The 26,050-nt window shown below is 69.9% G+C and carries 27 protein-coding genes and 4 pseudogenes; 13 read left to right on the plus strand and 18 right to left on the minus strand.

Annotated elements, in window-relative coordinates; translation table 11 throughout:
* Positions 1-48: 48 nt before the first annotated feature.
* A complete protein-coding gene (locus ABZZ74_RS30135) occupies positions 49-3,909 on the plus strand; it encodes a carboxypeptidase regulatory-like domain-containing protein (RefSeq protein WP_356770218.1) in 3,861 nt (1,286 codons plus the stop codon).
* 488 nt (positions 3,910-4,397) lie between these two features.
* Here the strand turns inward: ABZZ74_RS30135 and ABZZ74_RS30140 are convergent, their stop codons facing one another.
* A complete protein-coding gene (locus ABZZ74_RS30140; protein WP_356770220.1) occupies positions 4,398-5,120 on the minus strand; it encodes an SDR family NAD(P)-dependent oxidoreductase in 723 nt (240 codons plus the stop codon).
* A gap of 88 nt (positions 5,121-5,208) precedes the next feature.
* Between ABZZ74_RS30140 and ABZZ74_RS30145 the strand changes: the two genes are divergently transcribed.
* Positions 5,209-5,817, plus strand: a complete 609-nt coding sequence (locus tag ABZZ74_RS30145; protein WP_356770222.1) for a TetR/AcrR family transcriptional regulator — start codon at positions 5,209-5,211, stop codon at positions 5,815-5,817.
* 8 nt (positions 5,818-5,825) lie between these two features.
* Here the strand turns inward: ABZZ74_RS30145 and ABZZ74_RS30150 are convergent, their stop codons facing one another.
* The 6 genes from ABZZ74_RS30150 to ABZZ74_RS30175 all read right to left on the minus strand — a co-directional run bounded on the left by ABZZ74_RS30150 (position 5,826) and on the right by ABZZ74_RS30175 (position 8,351).
* Positions 5,826-6,290 (minus strand): transposase, encoded by a 465-nt coding sequence (locus ABZZ74_RS30150; RefSeq protein WP_356770348.1) that lies wholly within the window; start codon positions 6,288-6,290, stop codon positions 5,826-5,828.
* Between the two features lie 213 nt (positions 6,291-6,503).
* Positions 6,504-6,716, minus strand: coding sequence for a transposase domain-containing protein (locus ABZZ74_RS30155; protein WP_356770350.1), 213 nt, complete (start codon positions 6,714-6,716; stop codon positions 6,504-6,506).
* Between the two features lie 166 nt (positions 6,717-6,882).
* Positions 6,883-7,476, minus strand: a complete 594-nt coding sequence (locus ABZZ74_RS30160) for a hypothetical protein (protein WP_356770224.1) — start codon at positions 7,474-7,476, stop codon at positions 6,883-6,885.
* 130 nt (positions 7,477-7,606) lie between these two features.
* Positions 7,607-7,780, minus strand: a complete 174-nt coding sequence (locus ABZZ74_RS30165) for a CsbD family protein (protein WP_097267141.1) — start codon at positions 7,778-7,780, stop codon at positions 7,607-7,609.
* A 94-nt stretch (positions 7,781-7,874) separates the two neighbouring features.
* On the minus strand, positions 7,875-8,024 hold the full coding sequence (locus ABZZ74_RS30170; protein WP_356770226.1) for a hydrophobic protein: 150 nt from the start codon (positions 8,022-8,024) through the stop codon (positions 7,875-7,877).
* A 117-nt stretch (positions 8,025-8,141) separates the two neighbouring features.
* The gene (locus tag ABZZ74_RS30175; protein ID WP_356770228.1) at positions 8,142-8,351 is read right to left on the minus strand and encodes a hypothetical protein; all 210 of its coding nucleotides are present in this window, start codon (positions 8,349-8,351) and stop codon (positions 8,142-8,144) included.
* Between the two features lie 384 nt (positions 8,352-8,735).
* Here ABZZ74_RS30175 and ABZZ74_RS30180 point away from each other — a divergent pair, with 384 nt between their 5' ends.
* The 3 genes from ABZZ74_RS30180 (at position 8,736) to ABZZ74_RS30190 (ending at position 9,865) form a co-directional block, all read left to right on the plus strand.
* Positions 8,736-9,029, plus strand: coding sequence for a hypothetical protein (locus ABZZ74_RS30180; RefSeq protein WP_356770230.1), 294 nt, complete (start codon positions 8,736-8,738; stop codon positions 9,027-9,029).
* An 81-nt stretch (positions 9,030-9,110) separates the two neighbouring features.
* Entirely contained in the window at positions 9,111-9,512 is a 402-nt protein-coding gene (locus ABZZ74_RS30185; protein WP_356770232.1) for an ANTAR domain-containing protein, read from the plus strand.
* Positions 9,509-9,865, plus strand: coding sequence for a PRC-barrel domain-containing protein (locus ABZZ74_RS30190; RefSeq protein ID WP_356770234.1), 357 nt, complete (start codon positions 9,509-9,511; stop codon positions 9,863-9,865). Before ABZZ74_RS30185 ends, ABZZ74_RS30190 begins: the two co-directional genes overlap by 4 nt.
* A gap of 421 nt (positions 9,866-10,286) precedes the next feature.
* Here ABZZ74_RS30190 and ABZZ74_RS30195 read toward each other — a convergent pair whose 3' ends face one another.
* Positions 10,287-10,781, minus strand: a complete 495-nt coding sequence (locus tag ABZZ74_RS30195) for an Asp23/Gls24 family envelope stress response protein (RefSeq protein WP_356770237.1) — start codon at positions 10,779-10,781, stop codon at positions 10,287-10,289.
* Between the two features lie 447 nt (positions 10,782-11,228).
* Between ABZZ74_RS30195 and ABZZ74_RS30200 the strand changes: the two genes are divergently transcribed.
* From ABZZ74_RS30200 to ABZZ74_RS30215, 4 genes are all read left to right on the plus strand, one after another.
* A complete protein-coding gene (locus ABZZ74_RS30200; RefSeq protein ID WP_356770239.1) occupies positions 11,229-11,651 on the plus strand; it encodes an STAS domain-containing protein in 423 nt (140 codons plus the stop codon).
* A 56-nt stretch (positions 11,652-11,707) separates the two neighbouring features.
* Positions 11,708-12,319: a hypothetical protein gene (locus ABZZ74_RS30205; RefSeq protein ID WP_356770241.1), complete on the plus strand. Its 612-nt coding sequence runs from the start codon at positions 11,708-11,710 to the stop codon at positions 12,317-12,319.
* Positions 12,309-13,055: a GAF and ANTAR domain-containing protein gene (locus ABZZ74_RS30210; protein WP_356770243.1), complete on the plus strand. Its 747-nt coding sequence runs from the start codon at positions 12,309-12,311 to the stop codon at positions 13,053-13,055. Before ABZZ74_RS30205 ends, ABZZ74_RS30210 begins: the two co-directional genes overlap by 11 nt.
* Positions 13,056-13,134: 79 nt before the next feature.
* Positions 13,135-13,851, plus strand: coding sequence for a GAF and ANTAR domain-containing protein (locus ABZZ74_RS30215; RefSeq protein WP_356770245.1), 717 nt, complete (start codon positions 13,135-13,137; stop codon positions 13,849-13,851).
* A 20-nt stretch (positions 13,852-13,871) separates the two neighbouring features.
* Here the strand turns inward: ABZZ74_RS30215 and ABZZ74_RS30220 are convergent, their stop codons facing one another.
* Both ABZZ74_RS30220 and ABZZ74_RS30225 read right to left on the minus strand, forming a co-directional pair.
* Positions 13,872-14,276, minus strand: coding sequence for a DUF1003 domain-containing protein (locus ABZZ74_RS30220; protein ID WP_356770247.1), 405 nt, complete (start codon positions 14,274-14,276; stop codon positions 13,872-13,874).
* A gap of 77 nt (positions 14,277-14,353) precedes the next feature.
* The gene (locus ABZZ74_RS30225) at positions 14,354-15,163 is read right to left on the minus strand and encodes a SigB/SigF/SigG family RNA polymerase sigma factor (RefSeq protein WP_356770249.1); all 810 of its coding nucleotides are present in this window, start codon (positions 15,161-15,163) and stop codon (positions 14,354-14,356) included.
* A 412-nt stretch (positions 15,164-15,575) separates the two neighbouring features.
* Between ABZZ74_RS30225 and ABZZ74_RS30230 the strand changes: the two genes are divergently transcribed.
* Together ABZZ74_RS30230 and ABZZ74_RS30235 are read left to right on the plus strand one after the other, a co-directional pair.
* A complete protein-coding gene (locus tag ABZZ74_RS30230; RefSeq protein ID WP_356770251.1) occupies positions 15,576-16,220 on the plus strand; it encodes a hypothetical protein in 645 nt (214 codons plus the stop codon).
* Positions 16,221-16,282: 62 nt separating this feature from the next.
* The gene (locus tag ABZZ74_RS30235; protein WP_356770253.1) at positions 16,283-17,713 is read left to right on the plus strand and encodes a SpoIIE family protein phosphatase; all 1,431 of its coding nucleotides are present in this window, start codon (positions 16,283-16,285) and stop codon (positions 17,711-17,713) included.
* Between the two features lie 50 nt (positions 17,714-17,763).
* On the opposite strand, the gene ABZZ74_RS30240 is transcribed toward ABZZ74_RS30235, so the two are convergent.
* From ABZZ74_RS30240 to ABZZ74_RS30270, 7 genes and pseudogenes are all read right to left on the minus strand, one after another.
* A complete protein-coding gene (locus tag ABZZ74_RS30240; protein WP_356770255.1) occupies positions 17,764-18,123 on the minus strand; it encodes an ANTAR domain-containing protein in 360 nt (119 codons plus the stop codon).
* Between the two features lie 457 nt (positions 18,124-18,580).
* Positions 18,581-19,088, minus strand: a pseudogene (locus ABZZ74_RS30245) (HAD domain-containing protein); the annotation flags it as partial.
* 27 nt (positions 19,089-19,115) lie between these two features.
* Positions 19,116-19,807: pseudogene (locus ABZZ74_RS30250) on the minus strand (class I SAM-dependent methyltransferase).
* Between the two features lies 1 nt (position 19,808).
* Positions 19,809-20,622: pseudogene (locus tag ABZZ74_RS30255) on the minus strand (aminoglycoside phosphotransferase family protein).
* Between the two features lie 367 nt (positions 20,623-20,989).
* Positions 20,990-21,997, minus strand: coding sequence for an SPFH domain-containing protein (locus ABZZ74_RS30260; protein WP_356770257.1), 1,008 nt, complete (start codon positions 21,995-21,997; stop codon positions 20,990-20,992).
* A 125-nt stretch (positions 21,998-22,122) separates the two neighbouring features.
* Positions 22,123-22,644 carry a DUF5994 family protein gene (locus ABZZ74_RS30265; RefSeq protein ID WP_356770259.1) on the minus strand — a complete coding sequence of 174 codons (522 nt, stop codon included), beginning with the start codon at positions 22,642-22,644 and terminating at the stop codon, positions 22,123-22,125.
* Positions 22,645-23,022, minus strand: a complete 378-nt coding sequence (locus ABZZ74_RS30270; protein ID WP_356770261.1) for a hypothetical protein — start codon at positions 23,020-23,022, stop codon at positions 22,645-22,647. It lies immediately after the preceding gene.
* A 356-nt stretch (positions 23,023-23,378) separates the two neighbouring features.
* Between ABZZ74_RS30270 and ABZZ74_RS30275 the strand changes: the two genes are divergently transcribed.
* Positions 23,379-23,597 carry a three-helix bundle dimerization domain-containing protein gene (locus ABZZ74_RS30275; protein ID WP_356770263.1) on the plus strand — a complete coding sequence of 73 codons (219 nt, stop codon included), beginning with the start codon at positions 23,379-23,381 and terminating at the stop codon, positions 23,595-23,597.
* 144 nt (positions 23,598-23,741) lie between these two features.
* Positions 23,742-24,186, plus strand: a pseudogene (locus ABZZ74_RS30280) (CoA-transferase); the annotation flags it as partial.
* Positions 24,187-24,298: 112 nt separating this feature from the next.
* Here the strand turns inward: ABZZ74_RS30280 and ABZZ74_RS30285 are convergent.
* Entirely contained in the window at positions 24,299-25,882 is a 1,584-nt protein-coding gene (locus tag ABZZ74_RS30285; protein ID WP_356770265.1) for an FMN-binding glutamate synthase family protein, read from the minus strand.
* Positions 25,883-26,050 lie beyond the last annotated feature (168 nt).

Raw genomic sequence — 26,050 nt, forward strand, 5'->3', positions numbered from 1 at the left:
CCCGTTTGATCGTTTCCCCGCTACCCGTGAAGATCTGGGAGGACCCGGATGATCAAGGTGGGACCGTTCCATACTCGACTGACGGCGTTAACCGCCCTGTTCGGCATCCTGATGACACTGGTCTGGGCACTTCCCCAGACCGCCACCGCCACCACCAAGGCCGCCGCCGACACCGCCTCGACGGCTTCCACCGTGCCGACGCACTCCCTGTGCGCGAGACCCGGCAAGCCCAACGAGATGGCCTGCTTCGCGGTCGCCCGCGACGATGTCCGGCAGACCGGCAAAGGCATCCAACCTCTGCTGGCTCCCGCCGGATTGGGCCCCGCCGACCTCCAGAGCGCCTACGACCTGCCGTCCGACGCGGCCGGGGCCGGGGCCACGGTGGCCATCGTCGACGCCTACGACAACCCGAACGCCGAGGCCGACCTGGCGGTCTACCGCTCCCAGTTCGGCCTGCCGCCCTGTACCACCGCCAACGGCTGCTTCCGCAAGACCGACCAGCGCGGCGGCACCGAATACCCAGAGCCCGACGCGGGCTGGGCCGGCGAGATAGCCCTCGACCTCGACATGGTCAGCGCCGCCTGCCCGCTCTGCCACATCCTGCTGGTCGAGGCCGACGAGCCGTCAATCGACGGCCTCGGCGAGGCGGAGAACACGGCGGTCGCGCTCGGCGCCATGTACGTCTCCAACAGTTGGGGCGGGAGCGAGAGCGCGATCGGTGACCTGCCCGGCGACGCCTACTACAAGCACCCGGGCGTGGCGATCACCTTCAGCACCGGCGACAACGGCTACGGCACTAGCTATCCGGCCTCACTGCCGTACGTCACGGCGGTCGGCGGTACCTCACTGAGCCGGGACAGCGGGGCCACCCGGGGCTGGAGCGAGTCCGCGTGGACCGGCGCGGGCAGCGGCTGTTCGGCCTACTACCACAAGCCGTCCTTCCAGACCGACCGGGGCTGTGCCAACCGCGGCGTCGCGGACGTATCGGCCGTGGCCGACCCGGCGACCGGCGTCAGCGTCTACAACACGTATGAGGACCGCGGTTGGGGCGTCTACGGCGGCACCAGCGCGTCCGCCCCGATCATCGCCGCCACCTATGCGCTCGCCGGAACGCCGGGCGCGAAGACCTACCCCAACGCCTACCCGTACGCCCACACCGGCGTCCGCGACGACGCGCTGAACGGCGCCCTGAACGACGTCACCACCGGCACCAACGGCACCTGCGCCACCGCCTACCTGTGCACCGCCGGCCCCGGTTGGGACGGCCCCACCGGCCTCGGCACCCCGAACGGCACTGCCGCTTTCACCACCGGCCCGTACGGCAGGCTGACCGGCAAGGTCACCGACCCCGGCACCGGCGACCCGGTCGCAGGGGTGCGGATCACGGCCGGCTCGAACGCCACGACGACCGGCGCCGACGGCACGTACGACATGACGCTCCCGGCGGGCACGTACGACGTGACGGCCGCCAAGTTCGGCTACGGCAGCACCACGTCGGCCGCCGTCGAGGTCGGCGACGGCGCGACCGCGGCCCGGGACTTCACCCTCACCGCCCAGCCCCTGGTCACCGTCAGCGGGAGGATCCGCGACGGCTCCGGGCACGGCTGGCCGCTCTCCGCGGGCATCCAGGTCACCGACGAGCCGTCCACCCGGACGTACACCGACCCGGCGACCGGCCGCTACACCCTCAGGCTGCCCGCCAACAGCACCTACACCCTCCAGGCCGACCCGGTTTACGCCGGCTACCAGGTCACGACGGCCGACCTGACGGTGGGCGCCAAGGGCGGCCGCAAGGACTTCGACATCCCGGTAGACGCCGCCGCCTGCGTGGCTCCCGGCTACAGGCAGACGTACAGCGACGCGACCGAGACCTTCGACGACACGGGAACGCCCGACGGGTGGAGCGTCACCGGCAGCGGCCACACCTGGCGCTTCGACGACCCGGCCGGGCGCGGCAACCTCACCGGCGGCGCGGGCGGCTTCGCCATCGCCGACAGCGGCTACTCCGCGGACCGGCAGAACACCTCCCTCGTCTCCCCGGTCCTCGACCTGACCGGCTACGACACGCCCGCGATCCGCTTCGACACCTTCTACAGGAAGTTCTCCGATGCCTCGAAGGCCGACGTCGACCTCAGCGTCGACGGCGGCACGACCTGGTCGACGGTCTGGCACCGCGACACCGTCTCCGCCGGCCCTGGGACGGAGACCATCGCCCTTCCGGCCGCGGCCGGGAAGTCCGCTGTCCGGGTGCGGTTCCGCTACACCGGTGACAACGCCTACTACTGGCAGGTCGACGACGTCGCCTTCGGCGGCATGACCTGCGCGCCGGTGCCGGGCGGGCTGCTGTACGGGACGGTGACGGACCGCAACACCGGTCGGCAGGTGAGCGGTGCGACGGTGAGCGGCAAGGCCGGCGCCACGGCGACCACGGCGGGCGACGGTACGTACGTACGCTTCGCGCCGCGGACGGGCCGTCAGCAGGTCGGGGTGAGCGCCGAGCACTACACCACTGCGACGAAGGAGGTGAGCGTCAAGGCCGACCACGCCACCCGCCTCGACGCGGTGCTGCGCGCCGGGCAACTGGCGATCAGCCCGGCGGTGGTCGACAAGACGGTAGGCAAGGGGAAGGCCACCACCGCCCAGGTCACCCTGCGCAACACCGGCTCGGCCCCGCTCGCCGTCAGCCTCACCGAGCGGTCCGGGGACATCCCGACGGCGACGACAGCCGACGCGGTGGCCCCGCAGTACGTCCCCGGTGACTACAGCCCCGACCGGCTGACGAAGGCGAAGGCGAAGACGAAGTCCACGGCCGCAGCCACGGATGTGACCTCCGCCGCCTCGGCCTGGACCCCCGTCGCCGACTACCCCGTCCCCGTCATGGACAACGCCGTCGCCACCGGTCCCGACGGGCGCGTCTACTCGGTCGGCGGCACCGACGGCACCTCCGTCCTGTCCGGCGGCTACGTCTACGACCCCGTCACCGCCGCCTGGACGGCGATCCCTGGCGGCCCCGCCACCCCGCGCGAGGCACCCCAGTCCGCCTTCCTGAACGGCAAGTTGTACGTCACCGGCGGCTGGACAGCGGACGGCGGCACCGCGACCACCACCGAGGTCTACGACCCGCAGCACCACACCTGGTCCACCGCCGCACCTGCGCCCGCCGGGTACGCGGCCGCGGCCTCCGCCACGCTCGACGGCAAGTGGTACCTGGTGGGCGGCTGCGGCCCGGGCTACTGCAGTGGCGCCACCGCGGTGCAGGTCTACGACCCGGCCACCGACACCTGGGCCGCCGCCACCCCCTACCCCGAGGGCGTCTCCTGGCTCGGCTGCGGCACCGTCTCGGGCACCCTGTACTGCGCGGGCGGCATCACCTCGACGGAGGGCACGCGGCACGGCTACGCGTACGACCCGGCCACCGCCGCCTGGACTCCGATCACCGACCTCCCCACCGACCTGTGGGCCTCGTCCGCCACCACTGCCGACGGCCGCTTCCTCCTCTCCGGCGGGGTCAGCGACCTCCTCGGCGCCGTCACCAGTGCCGGCTACGCCTACGATCCGGCCGCCCGCACCTGGACAGCTCTGCCCGCCGCCGCCATGCCGCTCTACCGGGCCGGCGGAGCCTGCGGGTTCTACCGGGTCGGCGGCGCGCCGAGCGTCTTCGACGCCCGTGCGAACGTCGAGCGGTTGCCGGGCCTCGACAGCTGCGTCCCGGCAGCCGACGTCCGCTGGCTCTCCGCCACGCCCGTCACCCACACTCTCGCCCCCGGCCGGAGCGTGACCGTCACCGTTCTGCTGGACGCGGGCGTGACGGCGGTGGACGTGGCCGGGGCCTACACGGCCGCGCTCGCGGTCGGCACGGACACGCCGTACACGTACCCGGTGGTGCCGGTTCGGATGACCGTGCGCTGACAGTCCGCCATCCGGCAGTCCTCCGGCCGTTCTCCGCCGCCCGTTGTGTTCTGCCCGGCAAGAGAACCGATGGCTTCCGGGCCCGGAAGGTGCCGTCGCAGACGCATCCACGCGGCTGCCGCCGCAAGGCCAACCGACCTCCTTCGGAGTCCGGTTGGCCTTGCGGTCCGAGATCAGGATGGTCACCGGGGCGGGTGAGGCGAGCGCGGTGGCTGCCGGAGTGGTCTTCTGCAGCGCCCACGTGGCACACGCTCAATCGGCCCTTCCTGGTGATCCGGTCCGTCTGAGCCGTGCGTTCCTCCCGACGGACCCGATCTTCCCCGGTGATCCGGTCCACCAGATCCGCAGGATCCTCCCGTTCCTGTCCGGATCTGGCGGTGGAAGCACTTGGCTGGGCCGAAACGTCTACTTGCCTTCGGCTTCGCGGGAGACGGGAGCCCACTCGGCCCGCTCGGTGAGGTGTTGCTGGGGAAGGATTTCTATGGGGTTCAGAGCCCGGCGACGACGCGTCGCAGTGTGCCCGGCGCGATGCGCAGCATGGCGGGCATGACTTTCGTCTGACCGGGGAATGCCATGTTCCGCCCCCGCCGTAGAGCTTTCATCGTGACCGCCGCCACCTGTGCGGGAGTCAGTTTCTTCCCCGTGGCTTCGGCGTTCATGGGCGTGTCCGTAGACGGTGGGAGGACCTCGAGGACATGGGTGTGACCCTGCGGGGCGAGTTGACGGCGCAAGCCGTCCGCAAAGCCGTGCAGGCCGGCCTTCACCGCGCCGTGGGTAGGCGCGCGAGTGGGCGAGACCAAAGCGAAGCCCGAGGTGATGAATACGATCGCGTCGGGCTCTGGCCACCGCTCGAGCACTTCACCCGTCAGGTGGATGGGGGCGGTGAGGTTCAACGCCACCTCGGCATCGAGAGTCGCATTGGGGTTCTTGCCTGCGGCATAGTCTCGTTCCTCGAACGTACCGGCGTTGTTGACCAACACGTCCAGACGCCCGAAGCGATCAGCGACTGCTTGCAGCAACGCTGCGCGGTCAGCTGCGTCCGTCACATCGGCCCGCACGGCCAGCGCATGCGGGTGTGCCTGCGCGAACCGGTCAAGCGCAGCCTGCGAACGCCCGCAGACGACGACAGACGCCCCGAGCTCCACGAAGGATTGAGCGAGGCTCAAGCCGATGCCTGAGGTTCCGCCAGTGATGAGTACGGTCTGTGACACGATGTCACCCCTCCGTATAGCGTACTGATTGGTACGAAATACGTTAGCACATCCGTACCGATCGGTATCGAAGGGGTAGGATGAAGAAATGACCTCGACGACACCGGTCCCTCCTGGCAGGCCTCGCGCGTTCGACATCGACGAGGCGCTCGATCGTGCAGTCCTGGTGTTCTGGTCAAAGGGCTACGAGGGCGCCAGCCTTGACGACCTCACCGAAGCGATGGGTATCAGCCGCCCCAGCCTGTACAGGGCGTTCGGCAGCAAAGAAGACCTCTTCTACAAGGCGCTGGAGCGCTACACCGAGGGCTTGACCGCCTACTTCGCCCGAGCTCTGGCAGAGCCCACAAGTGCAGCAGTGGCCACTGCCGTGCTCCACGGGACGGTCGAGGCGGCAACCATGCCGGGATTCCCCACGGGCTGTCTTGGCGTGCAGGGTGCGTTGGCCACCGGGGATGACAGCCGCCCGGTCCGAGACGCACTCATCGCATGGCGTGAGGACGGGATAGCCCACTTGACGCGCCGGTTTCAACAGGCGGTGGACGCCGGTGACCTTCCGCCGTCCACAGATCCTCATCTTCTCGCGCTCTACCTGAGAACAGTCGCCAATGGGCTTGCCGTCCAGGCCGCGAGTGGTAGTTCCCGCCCTGAGCTGCTACAAGTCGCGAACCTCGCGCTGGGCAGCTGGCCAAAGCCGTAGTCAGCCAGTCAGGGTTCCCACCGCTGGTGATAGAGACCCACCAGCGCGGTGGCGGGGTAACGGCGGGCGTCGGTCAGGGTCGTGACCAGTCGATAAGACCCGGTGAAGGACGTGCCGTCCGCGCAGGTCACGGCGATCTGCGCGTCGATGATCCGCACTTTCACGGTGCCGATCACCGACAGGTAGGAGCCGTCAGCGAGGCGGGTGAGGACAGGCGTGCGCCGGTTGCTGCGGAGCCGACCCAGGACCTGGGCGCCGGTGTCGGTGACCTGCGCGAGGAAGGCGTTGCTGTCGAATCCTTTGTCCCACAGCACCGCCATGTCCGGCCGCAGCAGATGCAGCAGCCGGCCGGCGTAGCTTGTCTCGCCCTCGGCGGTGGGGCCGAACACCGCGCCGCCCAGGGCCCGGGTGCCGGTCTCGACCAGCGTCATCAACTCCAGCGTCGGATAGCCATGATGCGAAGTCCTGCCCAGCCAGGCCCGGTTCCGTTCGGAATCGGGAAACCCTCAGCGAACTGCAGCCGTCGAACGACACCGTCCGGTACGAACCGAAACGCACACCTGGCGTCGTCGGCCCGGCCAGCAACCCGGCCTGCACCTCGAACAACGCCCGCACCGGCGCGCTGCCGATCCGCCGACGCAGATCACGCAACGCCTTCGCCGACGGACGGACCACTGTCATCCCCGTCAGACCCGGGTCAGCCTGTCCCAGACCAGGCGATAGCCGACCTCAGGGAACAGACACATAGCCAGCAAGAAGTAGACCCCGACCCGCGACGGGAGATCACGCAGCCGCTGCTGCACCGCCCTCGTCTCCGCAAGGACCGCGTCCACCAACTCAAACGGCACAACCGCCGTCAGTTCCCCCAGATGCCCGGGGGCGAACCGGCCCCTGGCCACGGTGACCGTTCGGGTGATGGCCGTCAGCGCAGACGGCAGGACACAATGACGGGGCAACGGAGCTCCTTCGGGACAAGCTGTCTTGGTCGACTGCCTGTACCCACGAGCTCCGTTGCCCTGCGTCGTGAGTCCTTCAACTCACTTGCGTGACTTGCGAAAACCCTAACTACCCGGCCTTGGGGGAGGCCCCCTTTGCCTTGGCCGTCGGGGGCGGAGGGCCGGGGCGGGTTGCCGGCTGCCCGGTGACCAGCGCTTCGAAGAGGCTTCGGGATTCGACCATCGCCTCCCGCATGTCCTCGGTACCGCTCGGCCCGTGGGCCGCCGTGTGCATGCTGCGGTAGCCCTGGACGTGGTGGGCGTGATGGACGGAGAGGGCAGCGATCTGGTCCTCGAACCGCTCGCCGTCGGGGAAGCCGCGGTCCCTTGCCAGGCGCGCCAGCAGTGCGTCCGCCTTGGTGACGGCCTGCTGCGGTGATTCGACGAACTGCTCCTGGATGGCGGCCCATCGCGTCCTGTAGCGCTCGCGGGCCGCGGGCGACAGCGCCTGCTGCGTGAGGGAGCCGTGCTCCTTCACACGCTTGCCGAGTTCCTGTTCGGCGGCCTTGGTGTCGCCGTCGTGGTCGGCGACTGCGCGGGCGTACTCGGGTCCGAAGCGACGCTTCAGTCCCTGCCCGCCACCGCCTGGGGTTCGTCCACGTCCCGTGTAGAGGAGGATGGCGAGGCCGATGACGACCACAGCTAGGATCACGGCGATGATCATGGCTGCCTTCTCTGGCTCTCGGTGCGCACGCTGGTCTGCTTCATTGCCATCGATTCCTGTCGGCTTGTCGGGCGTTCGGGTCGGCCGGGTGGTGTCCGCCCGACGCGGGCACCACCCGGGGCGTTGGTGGTCAGGGCCTGAAGGCGTCCTTGGCCTTGTCGCCGGACTGCTTCAGGTTTCCGGAGACCCGGTCGGTCCTGCCTTCGCGCTGCAGTCGCCTGTTGCGGGTGGTCCGGCCGATGCGTTCGGTGACCCGGCCCTTGAACGCCTGTGTTTTGTGTTTGATGGTCTGCCCGACGCTCATGGCCGGCCTCCTGCTTGTCTGGTGAGTGGGGTTCGCGCGTGTGATCGCCGCTCAGGCCGTTGTCCCTGCGGGCAGGGGCGGACTGCGGAACGGACTACCGGCGGCGGCCACCGCCGCGCCCGCGCATCGCGAAGCCGGCGATCCAGACGACCAGCAGGACGGCGGCGACCCACCACAAAATCTGCATCGTGAAGCCGAACCCGAAGACCACCAGGATCAGCAGAAGGAGAAGAATCCAGATCATTGCCGGGCCTCCAGATCGCGGGAATTTCCTTGAGTCCGCGGGGTCCGGGCGAAGTGGGAAGGTGGAATGCCGCGCCCCTATGTTCCGGAGTGGCATGGCCCTACGCCGTGCTGTCAGTCAACGCCCGGCAACCTCCCCTGTCAACGTGGCGTCGACACGGGCGAGTTCTGGGAGCTGCGCCGGGGCCGCCGGGGTGAGGGGAGCCTCGGCGGGGGATTCGGCCGGCTCGGTCGGCGGCGGCAGGATGTGGTCCTCCCACCACGAAAGGGCCATCACCGCGATGAGCAGGACGAAGGGGGTCGAAGCGGGAATGATCAGCGCGTACATGTGTACCGCCTGGTAGGGGATGCGTGCGACGCGGCGGGCGGCAGATCGTTGCCCGCTTGAGGCGCATCGGGGCTTCGCCGGGTTCTCGTGACGAGGGGCGTGTGCGGGAACGGCCGGGCTCGTGACGCGGCGCGTTCCGGGACCGATGCGCAGGGTGCGCCCTCTGAGGAGCGCGTTGGCGGTGCGACGCTGCCGGGGGGCCGGGGCGGCAAGTCGCACGCTAGCCCTTGCCTCAGTTTCCCGACAGGTGTCAAGCAGCCATCCGTGCCAGACAGGATGCGCGGACGTCGCACAGTACTCGCAACCCTTGGGCAGGACTATGCTGTGGTGTGAGGCCCCGGTCCCCGGTATCGATGCCGAGTTCTGCTCCCGGGGAGGCCCACCGTGTTAGTCCTGCTTCTCATCCTCATTGCCGTCTTCTTCGGCTTCGGCTTCCTTCACCCCGTCTGGTGGGTGGCGGCGGCGGTGCTGGTCTACGGCGCGACCCGCCACGGCCGCGATCGTGGCGGAGGCCGAAGCCGTGGTGGTCCCGATCTCGGGGACTATCGGCAGCCCCGGGACTACCGGGACTATCAGGAGCGCCGGGATCGCCAGGACCGCTGGGACCGCCGCTACAGCCGCCAGAACCGAGCGCGCTGGCGGCGCGAGGACCGTCGGGACCATGACCACCACAGCTGACCCGGGGAGCGGGCGGGCAGCCACGGTCCGGGACGGCTCCGGCCAGACCGGAGACGTCGAACTCGTGAAGAGGTACATGCCATGCAACGCACAACCGTGCTCCAAGAGGAGTGGTGGATCCGGGCCGAGGCCACGTGGGGGAGCGCATCGGCGGGGCAGGATCTCGTCGCACTGCGCGCCGAGAACGATCAGCTGCGGCGGGCGCTGGCCGGCCGTGCGGTCATCGACCAGGCCCGCGGAATGGTGATGGTCCTGACCCCCTGCAGCCGCGGGGCGGCCAGGAACCTGCTGGTCGACGTCTCGCGGCAGTGCGACACCAAACTTCCGGAGGTGGCCGCGGCCGTGGTCGCCGCCTGGGAGGGCAAGCCGCTGCCGGAGCGGCTGCAGCGGGCGCTGCGGCGTGCACTGCGGCGATTTCACGCGGAGGACCGAGGGTGCACTCGTCATCGGCCGATGAGTCGTCCAGGTAGGGAGAGACCATGATCCACGCAGCGGACGTCCGGGAATGGCGCAACCGCGATGTCGTCGACTCCGAGTCGCACAAGATCGGTGTCCTGGAGGCGGTCTATGTGGACACCACCACCGACGAGCCGGCCATGGCCACGGTACGGACCGGACTGCCCACCCGGCACCGCCTGGTCTTCGTCCCCCTTGAGGACGCGATCGTCGGGCCGGGCTATCTGAAGGTCGGCTATGTCAGAACGCTGGTGAAGCAGGCTCCTTCGATCGGTACCGACGACGTGCTTCCCGCCGAGCAGGAGGAAGCCGTCTTCAAGCACTACGGACTGCCCTACCGGCTCGGTGCGGCCGGAGAACGGCAACTCGCGCGCCGCTGACCGCCCTCGGACGGAAGGGCTGTCGTGTTCGGGGGGCCCGGCATCTTAGATGGCTGCCGTCCGTTTCGCCCCGGACGGCACCAGAGGCGTGGTCGCGACGCTCCGCTGCTTCCCGCAGACACCCCGGCGCCGGTCCCCTTCCGCCGACGCGCAACCGCGCAGGGCATCGGTGCGGGACGGGCTGCCCGTGCTCCGCCCCTTCGATGCCCACGTACCGGAACCGGTGCGCGGCGTTGGCTGTCCGTGGCATGCGGACGGCGCTGAACCGCCACCCACGGCCCCCATCCCCGTCCTGCTGAGCCGGCCGCGTCCGTTCGACGTGTCCCGGGTCCGACGACTCGGGGCGCCGGGAACCGACCGTCCGACAGCATCCGGAGACTGCCTCGGGCAGCCGCGCGCCCGCGTCTGCCCGGGCAAGGCCTCAATGCACCCGGCCCTCGGGGTTCTCCAGCGTGTCCTCGTCCGGCAGGTGCACGTCGTTGACCGCGATGTTCACCTCGACGACCTCCAGGCCCGTCATCCGTTCCACCGCCGCGATCACGTTCTCACGGACCTCTGCGGCGAGGTCGGTGATGCTCACCCCGTATGCGACGACGACCTGGAGATCGATGGCGGTCTGCTTCTCACCGACCTCGACCTTGACGCCACGCCCCGCGCTGGGGTGTCCGCCCGGGACCCGGTCGCGCATCGCGCCCATGGTGCGGGTGAATCCGCCGCCCAGCGCGTGGATTCCCGGGACCTCGCGGGCGGCGATGCCGGCGATCTTCTCCACCACCCCGTCGGCGATGGTCGTCCGGCCGCGGGTTTCCGGCGGTACCTGGAGCCGGGGGCGTGCGGCGTGCAGTGTCGTGCCCGGGTCGGTGCGGGGCTCCCCCGGGTCGGGTTGGGGCAGGGTCGAACCGTTCGGCTCCGTCATGCGAAGCCACCTCCTCGGGTGGTGCACGGACTGACGTGCCCGGCGGCCGTCGGCCGCCGCGTTTCGCGCCGTTTGCCCAGTACCGCGCTACGCGTCGGACATGCCTGCGTACACCGTCCACATCGCGGCCACGGTCCAGGCGCTGGGACCAGGCGGGTCAGCGGACCCCACCGGACCGTGCCGGGGACTATGCTGCTGTAAGGACGTCCCAGACCCCGGCGGCTTGTCGTTGCTCGACACACAGAGCGCGGGGAGCGGACTCGTAGTCCGTCACCCGGCGCATCCCAGGAGGGAACCGGGTGGGCCTCTTTCCTGTCGCACAGGTGGTCGAACCTGCGTTCGCACCGACTCCGCCGAACGTCCGCCCCCACCGGGAGCGCGCCAGGCGGTGCCGAATATCCGGCACGGCCGGACCCGCTGCTGGACGGTCTTCCGAACCGAGGCGTCATGTCCCTTCCACAGCTCACCGTGTATCGCCATGACCGAAGGAAACGGGCACTGATCACCCTGGCCGGTGAGATCGACCTCGAATCCGCGCCGTTGGTGCGCGCATCCGTGGATCAGTGCTTGCGGGAGGGCATCCGCGCCATCGACGTCGACCTCACCCTGGTCCGTTTCTGTGACTGCAGCGGCCTCAACGCCTTCCTGCACGCTGCGCGGCAGACCACCGTGGCGGGCGGGACCCTGCGACTGCACCACCCACCGCCGATGCTCGTCCTTGTGGTCGGCCTCACCGGGTGCGGGTTCCTGCTCCTCGGTCCTCCGTACGACCCGCCACCTCCTTCCCGCGACGCTCCCGCCGCGCCGGCTCCAGCCCTGCCGCACGGGTCTGTCCCGCCTGCGCCTGTTCTCCCGGGCGATGTGCGATGACGGCCGGACCCGGGCGGGGACAGTCACCGAAGCCGGGGGACGGCGAGGGCTGCGGCGTGGCTCCGGTGCGACTGCGCCGGCTGAACCGTCGGATGGTGGAGGACCTGCGCGAGGATCTGGCGGGGTTGTATGTGGACTCCCGCGTGCCGACGCCGGGTGATGCCTGCCGCCGTCCCGGCCGCCAGGACTTCCTGAACCGTCTCACCGCGGACCTGGGCCGGCCGGGATTCGCCATGGTGATCGCCGAGTCGGACGGCCTGATGGGATGCGCCTTCGGATTCCCGGTGCGCGGCGACGGCTCGTGGTGGCTCGGCTTCGACGGAGTCCTGCCGCGCGGCGTCGGGCAGCTCACGGTGTCCGGCAGGGCCTTCGCGTTCGGTGACATCTTGATCCGCCCGCACCCTCAGGACCGGGAACTCGCCTGTCGTGTGCAGGAGCGGCTGCTCACCGACCACCAGGCGTCGCTCGGCGCCACCCTGGTGGACGGGGCCGATCACCCGACTCTCTCCGCACTCCGCTCCTGGGGATGGCTGGATGTCGGAGAGCTTCGCAGGCCACTGGGCGTCACCACGTTCCGAGCGCTGGTGTTTCCCCTCGTGGAACGCGCCACGGTGACGCCGGTGGGCCTTGTCGCGATGCCGGGAGGAGGTGGCCCGGGTGGGCGCTGAGAGCAGGTCGGCCCGCATCCAGCTGCTGGTGGCCGAGCAAGCGGCCCGGCGCGGTGCCCAGGTCGGTGTGGTGGACGTGTGCACCGCGGCCGTGGCCGCGCTGCCGGTCGGCGGGGCCGGGCTGTCGGCGATGTCCAGGGTCGCGCCGAGCCACCCGCTGTGCAGCACCGACACCGTCAGCGAGCAGCTGGAAGAGCTCCAGCTCACGCTGGGCGAGGGGCCCTGTGTGGACGCCTTCCTGCACGGCTCGGCCGTCCTGACACCCGATCTGCTCAGCCGTGACCTGCAGGACCGCTGGACGGTGTTCGCCGAGGCGGCCCTGGAAGCCGGGGCCCGCGCGGTCTTCGCGCTTCCTCTGCAGATGGGCGCGATCAGCCCGGGAGTTCTGGACCTGTACGCCCACGTTCCGGTCCGGTTGAACGCGGAGGAACTGGCGGACGCGCTGGCGTTCGCCGATATCGCGACTTTGGTGCTGCTCGACGCGCGCATCGACGAGACGGGCGGGCCCCGCGGTGGCCCCCTCGAGGACCTGGGCGCGTACCGGGCGGAGATCGACCAGGCCAGCGGGATGCTCACGGTCCAGCTCGGCGTCGGCATCGAGGAAGCCTTCGTCCGGCTCCGCGCCTACGCCTATGCGCAGGGACGCCGGCTCGCCGACGTGGCCGCGGACGTCGTGGCCCGTCGGCTTCGTTTCCCACCGGATGCGGAGCCGGACCAGGCCGGGGAGGACACCTGACGCATTGGTGCCGACCGAGGAACGTGCCGCACTTCCCGCCCCTTCCCGGCGGGACTAGTCTTAATCGAGGGTGTCCCCGATGGATCAACAACTCCTTGCCAAGACCTTCGTCGAGTTGGCCGACAACCTGGTCGCCGACTTCGACCTCATGGACTTCCTGCGCCTGCTGACCGACCGCTGCGTCAGTATGCTCGACGCGAGCGCCGCCGGGGTGCTGCTCGCCGACCGGGACGGCAAACTCCGCGTCATGGCCGCCTCCGACGAACAGGTGCGTGTGCTGGAGCTCTTCCAGCTCCAGAACGACCAAGGCCCCTGCCTCACGTGTTTCCGCACCGGCGCGCCGGTGATCATCCCCGACCTGACCCGGGAGGTCGACCGCTGGCCGCGCTTTGTCACGGCGGCCCACCGCAGTGGATTCGGGGCCGTCCAGGCCCTGCCCATGCGCCTGCGCGAGGAGACCGTGGGCGCCCTGAACCTCTTCCGCGCCGCGCCCGGCCCCTTCGACCCGGCCGCCACCCTCGTCGCCCAGGCACTGGCCGACGTCGCCACCATCAGCCTGCTGCAACAACGCACCGCCCAGCGCAGCACCGTGCTCAACGAACAGTTGCAGACGGCGCTGAACAGCCGGGTACTGATCGAACAGGCCAAGGGGAAACTCGCCGAACGCCAGGGCGTCGACATGGAGCAGGCGTTCAGCGCGCTGCGCGGCTACGCCCGTTCCCACAACCGGCGCCTGTCCGATGTGGCCCGCGCCTTCATCGACGGCTCGGAACCCCTTGCCGGTCTGGGGTCCTGATCCACTCCCGGCGGGGACCGCTACTGCTTGGCGTCGTCCTCGATCAGACGGCGGTGCAGTTCCGTGGTCATGACGTGGATCGCCCGGGTCAGCTCGGTGTTGGTCTTGAGTTCCAGCTCCTGCTCGATGAAATCGTGGTCGGCCTTGATCTGCTGGAAGGCCGCCTGCCGGTTCTGGCCGATCATGACGAACGTGGAGAGGAAGATCGCTTCCAGCGACACCACGAGTGTCAGCGTGGGCCAGGGGCTGCCCTCGGCGAACAGCATCCAGAGCACGAAGGCGACGGCGTGGAGGTAGACGAACGGCATCGAACCGGCGAACTTGGTGATGGTGTCGGCGATCCGCAGTTGGGCGTCTCCGGCACGGCTGTTGCGGTGGGCAACCACTGCGGGGTGGTGCATGGCCTGGCTGTCCTGCTCGCTCATAGCGGTGCGCCTCTCGGGTTTCGGGGCTTCGCGGAGCACCGCCGACCACAGGCAATGGCCCCCCGCATCCCTGGAGCCTAGCCGCGGGACTCGGCCATCACCTGGTCGCGCAGGCGCGCACAGGTGCGGATGATGAGACGGGAGACGTGCATCTGCGAGAGACCGAGCTGCAGGGCGATGCGGTTCTGTGTCATCTCCCCGAAGAACCTCATGTAGAGGATCTTCCGTTCGCGTTCGGGCAGGGCCCGCAGCAGCGGGCGCAGCGCCTCACGGTCGACGATCAGGTCGAAGCGCGGCTCCAGGCCGCCGAGCGTGTCTGTCATTGGGTGGCTGTGCCCGGAGTGGCCGGGTACGGCGTCCAGGGACAGGGCGGTGAAGCTCTCCAGTGCCTCCTGGCCGAGCCTTACCTCCGCCTCGGTGAGGCCGGCGTGCGCGGCGATCTCGTGGACGGAGGGTTCGTGGCCGTGGAACGAAGCGAGTTCGTTCCCGGCGGAGCGGACCCGGCCGCGAAGCTCCTGCACGCGTCGCGGCACGTGTACGTCCCAGAGGTGGTCACGGAAGTGTCGTTTCACCTCGCCGAGGATCGTCGGTATGGCAAAGCTCGGAAAGGCGGTGCCGAGGCTCGGATCGAAGCGGGTCACCGCCTTGACCAGGCCGAGTTGGGCGACCTGCGTGAGGTCTTCGAGGGACTCGCCGTGATGACGGAAGCGCCGTGCGAGCCGTAGGGCCATCGGTGCCCAGGCGCACACGACCTGCTGGCGCAGTGCGGTCTTCTCCGGGCCGTCCGGCAGGGCGACGATACGGCGGAACGCGGCATCGGTGTCCGGGGCGTCGTCGTGGGCGTAGGGATGTGTGCGACTTGGGCTCTGTGTGCGTACGTCCGGCATGGGCACGTGTCTCCCCGATCGGTGGCGTCACTCACCGTGGGAGCCGGCAGGCCGCAGCGCGTTGGAGAGCAGCGACAGCTGCTCGCACGGGCGTGCCTCTGGTCTGAAGCACACCCGGCGACTTCCCGGACAGCCCGCGTTCAAACAGGGTTTCCGCCCCGACGGCGGCTGCCCATGGTGTGCGTGCGAATTCCGTTCGTCGCCGCGTTCCTCTTCGTGCTCGACAAGTCGGTCGGCTCACTCACCGTTCAGTTGCCCTGGCCGCAGTGCTCCCGTGCCCCCAACGGGCCCCAGCACGGCGCCGATCCGGGGCTATGCTGACAATCAGACGTCCCGGACCCCGGCGCCGCACGGCACATCGGCCACGATGGCACTCCCGCTCATCTGCCGGTCTCCTGAACCGAGGCGCCCCATGCGCACTCCGCGGCATCCCCACGAACCCGAAGGCCCGAAGCGGTCCGCCATGGACGCGGTGCGGCTGCGCCGGCTGAACCGCTGGCAGGCCGAGCTCCTGCGGGAGGACCTGGCGGATCTGTACGTGGAGTCCACCACCACCCCGCCGGGGGAGGAGTTCCGCGGCCGGCAGGAGTTCCTGCGCCGTCTCGCGGAGGGCGTGAAACTGCCGGGATTCGACATGCTGGTCGCCGAGGCCCGGTCCCTGACCGGCTGTGTCTTCGGATTCTCCGTTCCGCGTGACGGCTCCTGGTGGCAGGGGTTCGCCGGGCCGTTGCCACAGAACCTGGAGCAACTGACCGCGTCTGGACACGTCTTCGCGATCCTTGAGACCGTCGTCCATCCGCACCAGTACGCCCGCGGGCTCGCCCGCCGGCTCCAGGAGCGGCTGCTCGCCGACCACCAGGCTTCGCTCGGTGTCACCTTCGTGGAGCGGTCCGACCGTTCGACCCGTGCCGCCCTGGAGGCGTGGGGCTGGCAGGACGTGGGCCGGGTCCACCGCGCCCCGACCGTCCTGCGCGTACTGCTTCTGCCCCTCGGAGAGCGCACCACGGACCATCCGGACGGCCTCACCCACAACGACCGGACCCAACGGCCCGGATAGCGGCCCGCGAGCGGGCGCGACGCGTGCACAGGTGGAGGCGTCGAGAAGCCGTGGAGGAGAGCGTGGATCTGTCTGTGGATCTGTCTCCGGAGCAGGAGGCACGGCGGATCGCCGCGGTGCGCCGTTACGACATCCTGGACACGCCGCCCGACGGTGCCTTCGACCGGATCGCCGCGCTGGCCGCCCGCCTGTTCGACGCTCCGTCCGCCACGGTGACGATCGTGGACACCGACCGGGTCTGGTTCAAGGCCGCGTACGGTCTGACCGGGGTCACGCAGATCGGCCGGGACCCGGGGCTGTGCACCTCGGCGATCCTCACCGGCGGCCCTCTGGTCGTCCCCGACACCCTCGACGACCCGGTCGCCCGCGCCCACTGTCTGGTGACCGGTCCGACCCGGGTGCGCTTCTACGCCGCCGCCCCGATCACCACCGGCGACGGTCACCGCCTGGGCACCGTGGACGTCCTGGACACCAGGCCGCGCCGCATCACACCGGACCAGGCCACCGCCCTGACCGACCTGGCCGCGCTCGTGATGGACGAACTGGAGCTACGGCTGTCCGCGCTGCGCATGCTCCGTGTCGAACGGGAACTGGTGGAGGTCGAGCGCTCGGCACGGGAGCGCGCCGAGCGGGACCGGTCGGAGATCGCCGCGTACGCCGCCACCCTCCAGCGCACCCTGCTGCCCCCGGCACTGCCGGAGGTGCCGGGCCTGGAGGCCGCCTGCCACTACACCACCGCCTCGGTCCACGACGTCGGCGGCGACTTCTACGACGTCTTCCCGCTCGGCGCCGGGCGGTGGGCGTTCTTCCTCGGTGACGTCAGCGGACGGGGCGCACCGGCAGCCGCGCTCACCTCGCTGATCCGCTACACCCTGCGCTCCACCGCCCTGCTGGAGCGCGACCCGTGCGCCGTACTGCGGGCGCTCAACACCGCCCTGCTGTCGGCATCGTCCGACGGCAGCGGCTTCTGCACCCTGGTCTTCGGCACTCTCGCTCCCGAGCCCGCGGGCGGTTTCGCCCTCACTCTGGCCGGCGGCGGCCATCTCCCGGCCCACCATCTGCGCCCCGCCCGCCGCGACGGGCCCGACCGGGCTGTCGCCCGAACCGAGCCGGTGAGCCTCGCCGGAGGGATGCTCGTCGGCGCCCTGCACCACGCGGACTTCGTCTCCCGGGCCGTTCAACTCCTGCCCGGCGAGGCGCTCTTCCTCTACAGCAACGGACTCACCGAGGCCCGTACCGCCCAAGGCGCCCGGTTCGGCGAGAGCGGCCTGGCCGCCCACCTCACCCACCATGCCGCCACCAACCGGGCCGTCGGGGCCGCCGCGATCATCAGCGACCTGACCTCGCTGCTGGACACCTTCCCCGCGGGACCCGCCGACGACGTCGCGCTCCTCGCCCTCAGCGCGACCTCGGCAACACCCGCCACAGCACCCTCCGGAGCCTCGGGCACCGCGCACACCAGCCTGCCCTTTCCGCTCCCCGACAGCATGTGAGCAAGCTGACCGGGCGAAGAGCCGACAGCCCGTCCGCCGGGCGCGCGCCGTCATCTCCGGTCCGCCGTATGGAGGCGCCGAAGTGCCTGGCGCAGTTCCTGTCGTATTGGCTCCGGGAGCGGGTCGTCCTTCGTCGTGGCGACCAAGGCCGCGGCCACGTCCCGGAGCTTGATGTTGCAGCGCTGCGACATGTCCACCAGCAGATCCCAGGCCTTCTCACTGGTACAGGGCGCCAGGGCCATCACCATGCCGCACGCCTGGTCGATCACCGCACGGCTCACCAGCGCCTGTCCCAACTGCTCGTTCCTGGCGCGTAGTTCGACGACCTCGGCCAGTAGGGCCTCATCCCTTGCCGGAGTCGCAGCCGTCGACAGCGGGTGCTCTGTACGGGGCGTGGTCACCTGGTGCATGGCGCGTACCTCACAAAGCGGTCACCTTCCACAGACGGTCGGCGGCACGCCGGTTGCCGTTCGCCGGCCCTGCCGGACCGCTATGGCCGGACGTGGTGTCGGTCACCTGCGGTTCTCGCTGTCACGACGGACCTCGCGCCTCCACCGCGCCCAACGCCGACGGCGGTTCCAGAACCCCCGGTACTCCCCGGGATCGGAACTGCCGCCACGGTCCCAGCCCCCGCCCTCACCACGGCGGCCGTATTGGGCGGCGCCGAACACCAGCGCAACCGAGGCCGCGGCCACCCACCAGACGGGGTGTAGGAAACCGAAGCCGAAAAGGATCACGACGAGAACGAGAAGCAGGACGAACACGGCGGGCCTTCCGCGGAGCGGAGCAGGGCGTCACTGCCGGGGACCGGGGCCTGTTCGAACAGCATAGCCCTGTCCAGAGACTCCTGGTGGCGCCCCATCCCATAACCTCAGCCAGGTGCTCGCTCGGTCAACAACCCGACGTGAGGATCGGGCTGGACCAGGAAAGTCGCCACTCCGCGCGCCGTGCGCTCTGCTGCCCAGGCGTGGTCGAGGGCGGTGAAGTCATCGTCGACCCAAGCAACAGGCGTGTCGCCCAACCAGACATCGACGTGGTCTCGTTTCCAGAGATGGCCGTTGGGGTGGCTGGTCGTGATCTGCGGACGTGGGAGATCGACATAGGGCAGAGGCGGGAGACCGAGGAGCGGCCCGATCAGCGCGGTGGCGTCCTGGCGCCAGCTGGTACACCAGACCGGGGCGACCGGGCCGGTTCGGATCACGTGCACGAGCAGGGAGCCGTGTGCGGGGTTGAGCCAGTTGGTGACCAGGTCGTTGGCGCTGGGTCCGGCAGGAACGACATTGTGGCGGTCGTGGGTGGCCGGGGTGGTGCCATCGACGGTGGGGGAGGGTATGAGGACGCCGTCGACGTCGAGGAGCAAATAAGGCTGGCGCATGGGCTCTCCCTGTGGGTGGGGTAGGGGTCAGAGCTTGCGCGCGGTGATCAGCAGGGTGGTGGCCAGAGGCCGTGACGGGCGTCGTGGAACTCCTGTGCCGAGGTGAGCCAGAGGCCGGCGCGGTCGAGGTGTTTCTCCCAGCGGTTGGCGTCGAAGTCTCAGCGGGCGATGGGTAGTCGGGTGCGGTGGGGGAGGGTGAGGTAGTCCCGGCGGGGCCGGTCGTCGGTGGTGGGGCGAAGGCCGCCGCGCTGGAGGTGGGGGACGGAGAAGGCGAGGGTGCGCCCGGGTTTGAGGTGCTGGGCGATGGCCGGGAGCAGGAGTTCGGGGGCTACCAGGCCGATGGCGCCGCAGACGGAGTAGATGGCGTCGAAGTGTTCGTCGGAGGCTTGTAGGTAGTGCAGGGCCTGGCCTGCGACGAAGGTCAGGTTGTTGAGCCTGCCGTAGTGCGAGCGGGCTCGGAGGACCTGGAGGCCGACGAGGTCGACGCCGGTGGCGTCGGCGCCGTAGCGGGCGGCGAGGTGGGCGGCGTTGTGGCCGGGGCCGCAGCCGAGTTCCAGCAGCCGCTTGCGGCGCAGGTCCGTGCCGAAGATCTCGGCGCCGGGCCCACTGCCCGGCCGCGTGGTCCATTCCATCCGCGCGGGTACCGACAGAGGCTCGGCGAGGCTGGCCGCGGTGCGCTGGAGAGCGTGGAGGTACCAAGGGGATGCCGGGGCGAGCACGTCAGACCTCCAGGAGGTGGAGGACGTCGGTGAGATGGCGGCATACGGCCTTGATGTAGGCGGGGTCGGTGGCCGGGTCGTTGATCCAGCGGACGGACTGCTCCATGAACCACTCGACGGCCCACGCGCGATGCCAGCCCAAAGCCCAATTCTCGGCGGTCAGTCCACCGCGCCGGGTGAGGGCATCGGGGGTGCCGCCGGCGGTGACGTACTGCTCCAGGAAGACACGCAGGCGCAGGGGATCGGGGGTATCGAGGGTGCCGTGTCAGCTGGCGAGGTCGAGCAGGCCAGGGCCGGTGAAGGCACGGGCGAAGTCCAGCAGCCGCCAGTCGTGTTGACCGATGTGGAGGCTGGTGGGGTGGAACTCGGAGTGCACCCAGCCGAACGGAGCCCACGGTCGTACCGGCCGAGCGTGCCTCGGCCACCTGGGCGATCCGATCGAGCGCGTCTTCGACGTCGTCCGTCTCCTGCCAGCGCTCGGCCTTGCGGAGCAGTGCGAGGTGTTCCAAGGCCCGGTTCGGCACCGTGCGGAGGCGGGCCTGGTCAAGGACGGGCAGGGCGGGAGCCGTCCGCGTACCGTGCAGGACCACGGCCGCGGCGGTGCCGTCGAGGTCGTCGGCGTCGCGGACAGCGGGGTCGAGGTCCTCCATGAGCATGCCGAACCAGCCGTCCAGGACGGCGGAGGCGTGGAGCTGTGGGACGGGGACGCCGAACGTGTGCGCCAGACGGAGGGCCTGATCTTCGCTGTCGAAGGGCCGTTTCGCGTACTTGAGCGGTGGTGGCGTCGCCCGTGCACCCGAAGACATCCGCAACATCTTCCGCTGGCTGCCCGCCGGACCTGCCACCGACATCAGCGCCTGATCTGTAGCGTTCCACAGCCATAAGCCAGATGCTGCGACGTCCATACCCCGCTGGTTTCCTGTCAGGCCGTTGCGCCCTCACCTCTCCGCACGTCCCACATCCCGGAGACACTCCATGTCTGCCCGGGTCTCCAGGCGTGGGGCTCCATCACAAGGAGCCCAGCCGTGGCCACGCCATCGTCCGACGCATCACTTCCATTCGGCGGCGCCATCCATGTCCCGAACCCGGTTCAGCCGACGCAACCGCACCACGGCCAAGGTGGACGATTCGCCGCTCTGGAGCTCGGCGCTCATCCGCCGGCTGCCCGGGACCGGGCGGGGATCAGCCGCCGTCATGTGACGCGTCGGAGTCGGAGTCCGCGTGGGTGGGCCAGTTGTCCCGCCGTTCCCGCGCCACCGCCGCGCGACTGCCGATCCGTTCTCCGTGGGAGCCGACCCGTGCTCCGCTCAGAGGGAGGGCGGGCGCGGCGGGTGGGGCAGAGGTGATCAGTTCGGGGAGTTCCTGGTGTTCCGGGCGTTCGGGGAGCGCGGTGCGCGGGATGCTTCGGTGGATGGATTCGCCGTCGGTCTCCCGGCTCTGGTGCTCGAAGAAGCGGAGCATCTCCACCGGGAACGGCATGACCAGGGTGCTGTTCTTCTCCGCCGAGACGTCCACCACGGTCTGCAGCAGGCGCAGTTGGAGCGCGCCCGGAGTGTCGGCCATGGTCGCCGCGGCGTCACTCAGCCGCTGGGAGGCCTGGAACTCACCGTCGGCGGCGATGACCCGGGCACGGCGTTCACGTTCGGCCTCGGCCTGCTTGGACATGGAGCGCATCATCGACTGCGGAAGGGCGATGTCCTTGATCTCCACCCGCTCGATGCGCAGTCCCCAGGGTTCCTCGGTGGGGGCGTCCATCACCTTCTTGAGCTCCGCGTTGATGTGGTCGCGGTCGGAGAGCAGCGTGTCCAGATCCGCCCTGCCGATGACCGCGCGCAGCGAGGTCTGCGCGATCTGGGAGACGGCGCTGGGGTAATTACGGACGTTCACCAGGGCCTTGACCGGGTCGATGACCCGGAAGTAGACGACCGCGTCGACGGTGAGCGTCACGTTGTCGGCGGTGATGGACCCCTGCGGCGGGATGCTCAGCACCTCGGTCTGGACGGACACCTTCCGCATCCGGTCCCCGATCGGCCGGATGACACGCAGGCCGGGCCCGCGGATGTCCGGCAGCAGCCGCCCGAAGCGGAACACCACGCCCCTCTCGTACTGCTGGACGTTGCGCAGGCTCAGGGCGAGCAGCACCAGCCCGGCCACGGCGAACACCACCAGCACAGTGATCAGAACACCCATGGTTCTCACATTCCTTACGTCGATGTCGCCCCCGGACCCAAGCGGTCCGGGAAAAACCCGGCACGGGAGGACCCCGGCCGTTGTCCGTGGTGCGGCCGGGGTCCCGGGCTGCTGTTGAGGCTCTGCTACGTCGGCCCGGCTCGGCCGGGAGAACTCTGCGGTACGTCGCTCCGGCCGGCCCGGGTGATTCCGGTGGCGGCCAGAATCCGCTCGGCAGAGGCGTCGTTGTCGTCGCGTACGGCCATGACCATCGCGTCGTGCGCGGGGCCGATACCGGCCCCCGACGGGATCACGAGGAAGAGGAAGTGGTCCTGGTCGCCACGGGTGACGATCATGGTGTGGTCGCCCACGGCGGACCTGTCGATGCGGACCATGTGCCCGTCGACGAACAGATGACCTGGGGCACCGTCCCAGTCGCTCGCGTCGAGGCCCATGCGGGCGATGGGGCCCAGACGAGCCGTCAGCGCGGTGAGGACACTCGACAGTTGGCTCTTGAGGTCGCGTGTCCTCGGCCACCATGCTCCGTCGAACGTCCCCGTGCGCCTGGCGGTGGTCTCCATCCGCAGGACCGCGGTGCCGGGAAGCACCGGCTCACTGCCGGTGTCCGCCAGAAGCCTGAAGGGGTGCGTGGCAGAGAGCACGGCCACTCACATCCCCTCAGCCGGATGCCGTGTCAGCAGAGCGACTACCGGGATGCCGTGCACCGGAGCGGTGACCGCCGGGATCCGTGGACGTGAGGTCGGACCGCAGGCCTCATGGCCTCCTTCGGCGTCCCAGACGGCCCCCACCGCCCGGTCGGTCCCCGACACAGTGCGCAGCCGCGCCGCCGCCTCCATCAGCCGGCCCGTGGCCGACGTGCGCAGCGGGTCGCTCACGGCGGCCATCAGCCACACGGCCGAGACGGGAGTCGTCTGCGGGTCGAGCAGGGCAGTCGATGAGGCAAGTTCCGCCCCCGGACACCACGAGCGGCGCCACCGGGCACCGTCCAGCCGAGCCGCGGCCGAACCGGTGAGAGCCGGCGACATGTGGAGAGACGGAGAAGAGGGCCGGTCTTCGCATACCGGCGCGTACGAAACGGTCGCAGTCATGATGCGAACCCCGCTCCGGGCCGGTACCGGCCCGGCGTAATCAATCGCCGAAAACGACACAAGCATGGCGGCCGGTGCGCGAAATACCCTCGGTAACACCAGGATACTCCTCCGGGCCGCGGCACGGGCCTTACACGGTCGACCGGTCCGAGATGACCAGGGGATGAACAGATCCGACGGGTCGTTCCATGGACGCGATCCGTGCAAGTGTGGGGAGTGGACGGGCCATCGCCGAGCACCCTGATACCGATCAGCTGCCGCGGTCGGCCGTCTGTGACAGTGAGGAGCGCACCATGCGCGCGAACACGGCCGAGGCCGCGCTACCCGACACCCTTCAGAAGCTCACAGACCATCTGACGGCCTCCTACGCCGGCGTGCTGACGCCCGCGGTCGTACGGGAAGTGGTACAGGACTGCTACCAGCCGCTCAGCAACGCTCGTATCGCCAGCTACGTGCCGATCCTCGTCGAGCACAACAGCCGCGCCAGGCTACGGCAACTCGCCCGACCCTGATCCACTCGACATGACTCCTCCCCCTCGTGAACGAGGGGGCTTCTCGCTTTGCCGGTTGGCGTCGCGACGTCGCTGGCTCGACGAAGGCGTGTTCGTCGGCGGCGTCGACATCGAGGGAAGTCCGCTGGCACAGGAGGAGAGCCGATGAGCACGCGCATCAGCCGCACCGACCTCGCCCGCCGCATCGCGGCCGACATCCCCGAGGGATCGGTCGTGAACCTCGGTGTCGGCGCCCCCACCCTTGTGGCCAACTACCTGCCGGACGACACGGAGGTCGTCCTGCACAGCGAGAACGGGATGCTCGGCATGGGGCCCGCACCCGAGCCCGGCAGCGTCGACCAAGACCTGATCAACGCCGGCAAGCAGCCAGTGACCGCGCTGAAGGGGGCGGCCTACTTTCACCACGCCGACTCGTTCGCGATGATGCGCGGTGGCCACCTGGACGTGTGTGCTCGGCGCGTTCCAGGTGTCGGAGAACGGCGATCTCGCGAACTGGTCGACCGGCGAGCGCGGCGCGATTCCGGCCGTCGGCGGAGCGATGGATCTCGCGATCGGCGCGAAGTCGGTCTACGTGATGACCGACCTGCTCGTCTCCCACGACGCCGAACACCTGGCGCACGCCGAGTTCGCTCAGTGCGTCCACGATGACGCGGGCGACGGTACGGGCCACGTTGTTCCTCCAGGTCAGACGGATCGGCAGGTCAGACGGTGAAGTGGTCGGGATCGGCGGCCTTCCAGTCGGCGGCCCAGGAGTGCGGGGGCTCGGCGAGCAACTGCCCCGGCTCCAGCCACTCGTACAGCTCCTCGTAGGAGCACTCGGTATAGGGGTCGATACGCCGACGGAGCATGTGCGGGCGCAGCTCGGCGGGATCGGTCACGCCCATGGACGCCATGATCTGCAGGGCGCTGGCCACGGTCGCCTCTTGGAACCGCTGGACGCGCGGGGTCTTGTCGCGCACGTCGAGGGCGCGGGCGCGCCGTGGGTCCTGTGTCGTCACGCCGGTGGGGCAGGTGTTGGTGTGGCAGCGCTGGGCCTGGATGCAGCCGACGGCGAACATCATGGCCCGTGCCGCGTTGCCGTAGTCGGCACCCTGCACCAGGCGCTTGACCAGATCGGTACCCGTGGCGATCTTCCCGCTCGCCCCGATGCGGACGCGGTCGCGCAGCCCGGTGCCGACGAGGGCGTTGTGCACGACGTGCAGGCCCTCGGTCAGGGGGGTGCCGACGTGGTCGGCGAACTCCAGGGGCGCCGCGCCGGTACCGCCCTCGCCTCCGTCGACGATGATGAAGTCGGGGGCCGTGCCCTCGGCGAGCATGGCCTTGCACACGGCGAGGAACTGCCGGCGCGAGCCCACGCACAGCTTGAATCCGGTCGGTTTGCCGCCGGACAGCTCCCGCATCCGGGCGATGAACCGCACGAGTTCGCGCGGGGTGGAGAACACCTTGTGGTACGGCGGCGAGATCACCGTCCGCCCCTCGGGAACGTCCCGTACCCGCGCGATCTCGGCATTGACCTTCGCACCCGGCAGGACCCCGCCGATGCCCGGCTTGGCCCCCTGCGACAGCTTCAGCGACACACACTTCACGTGATCGTGGGCCGCCTTGTCGGCGAACTCGCCGGGATCGAAGTCACCGTCCCGGGTGCGGCAGCCGAAGTACCCGGTGCCGATCTCCCATACCAGGTCCCCACCGGGACGTAGGTGGTATTCCGACAGACCGCCCTCACCGGTGTCATGGGCGAAACCCCCGGCCGCGGCGCCCCCGTTGAGCGCGAGGATCGCATTGGCCGACAGCGAGCCGAAGCTCATCGCCGACACGTTCAGCAGTGCCATGTCGTACGGGCGGCTGCAGTCCGGCCCGCCGATCCGCACCCGCGGCGGCGTCTTCGGCACCGGGCAGGGAGCCATCGACGGCACCAGGTACTCGTAACCGGGCTGATAGACGTCCCGCTCGGTGCCGTAGGGCTGCTCGGCGTCGGTGCCCTTGGCCCGCTCGTAGACGATGCTGCGCACGTCCCGGTCGAAGGGCCGACCGTCGTAGTTCCGCTCGATGAAGTACTGCTGGAGTTCCGGGCGGATCCGCTCCATGAGGAAGCGGGCATGCCCGAGAACGGGATAGTTCCGCAACACGGAATGCCGCCTCTGCAGCAGGTCCGCCACGCCCAGCAGCCCCAGCAGACAGAGCGGCACGGCGACCAGGCACCACCAGTGCGAGAGACCGACCGCGGCGACGGCCGCCGCGACGCCGCCGGCCAGGAACAGAGCCACGATTACCGCACGTATCACCCCACGCTCATTGCCCTGGATCGGCGTGCCAGTCCTGGGATTCCGTCAAGAAAACGGCAAGTCGCGGGAGGGGTGGGGAGGAATACCCGTGCTACGGACCCTGTTGCTCGCCATTGTTGATCAACAAGGAGCAGATCCCATGCCTGCGATCCTTCAACCCCGCGCGCT

Origin of the sequence: Streptomyces sp. NPDC006476, assembly GCF_040612015.1 — a bacterium.
Taxonomy (GTDB): Bacteria; Actinomycetota; Actinomycetes; order Streptomycetales; family Streptomycetaceae; genus Streptomyces; species Streptomyces griseorubiginosus_B.

Coding starts and splice junctions, on each gene's coding strand:
- ABZZ74_RS30135 (WP_356770218.1), top strand. CDS start 49: ATGATCAAGGTGGGACCGTTCCATACTCGACTGACGGCGTTAACCGCC.
- ABZZ74_RS30145 (WP_356770222.1), top strand. CDS start 5,209: ATGACCTCGACGACACCGGTCCCTCCTGGCAGGCCTCGCGCGTTCGAC.
- ABZZ74_RS30160 (WP_356770224.1), bottom strand. CDS start 7,476: ATGATCATCGCCGTGATCCTAGCTGTGGTCGTCATCGGCCTCGCCATC.
- ABZZ74_RS30165 (WP_097267141.1), bottom strand. CDS start 7,780: ATGAGCGTCGGGCAGACCATCAAACACAAAACACAGGCGTTCAAGGGC.
- ABZZ74_RS30170 (WP_356770226.1), bottom strand. CDS start 8,024: ATGATCTGGATTCTTCTCCTTCTGCTGATCCTGGTGGTCTTCGGGTTC.
- ABZZ74_RS30175 (WP_356770228.1), bottom strand. CDS start 8,351: ATGTACGCGCTGATCATTCCCGCTTCGACCCCCTTCGTCCTGCTCATC.
- ABZZ74_RS30185 (WP_356770232.1), top strand. CDS start 9,111: ATGCAACGCACAACCGTGCTCCAAGAGGAGTGGTGGATCCGGGCCGAG.
- ABZZ74_RS30190 (WP_356770234.1), top strand. CDS start 9,509: ATGATCCACGCAGCGGACGTCCGGGAATGGCGCAACCGCGATGTCGTC.
- ABZZ74_RS30195 (WP_356770237.1), bottom strand. CDS start 10,781: ATGACGGAGCCGAACGGTTCGACCCTGCCCCAACCCGACCCGGGGGAG.
- ABZZ74_RS30200 (WP_356770239.1), top strand. CDS start 11,229: ATGTCCCTTCCACAGCTCACCGTGTATCGCCATGACCGAAGGAAACGG.
- ABZZ74_RS30215 (WP_356770245.1), top strand. CDS start 13,135: ATGGATCAACAACTCCTTGCCAAGACCTTCGTCGAGTTGGCCGACAAC.
- ABZZ74_RS30220 (WP_356770247.1), bottom strand. CDS start 14,276: ATGAGCGAGCAGGACAGCCAGGCCATGCACCACCCCGCAGTGGTTGCC.
- ABZZ74_RS30225 (WP_356770249.1), bottom strand. CDS start 15,163: ATGCCGGACGTACGCACACAGAGCCCAAGTCGCACACATCCCTACGCC.
- ABZZ74_RS30230 (WP_356770251.1), top strand. CDS start 15,576: ATGCGCACTCCGCGGCATCCCCACGAACCCGAAGGCCCGAAGCGGTCC.
- ABZZ74_RS30240 (WP_356770255.1), bottom strand. CDS start 18,123: ATGCACCAGGTGACCACGCCCCGTACAGAGCACCCGCTGTCGACGGCT.
- ABZZ74_RS30260 (WP_356770257.1), bottom strand. CDS start 21,997: ATGGGTGTTCTGATCACTGTGCTGGTGGTGTTCGCCGTGGCCGGGCTG.
- ABZZ74_RS30270 (WP_356770261.1), bottom strand. CDS start 23,022: ATGTCGCCGGCTCTCACCGGTTCGGCCGCGGCTCGGCTGGACGGTGCC.
- ABZZ74_RS30275 (WP_356770263.1), top strand. CDS start 23,379: ATGCGCGCGAACACGGCCGAGGCCGCGCTACCCGACACCCTTCAGAAG.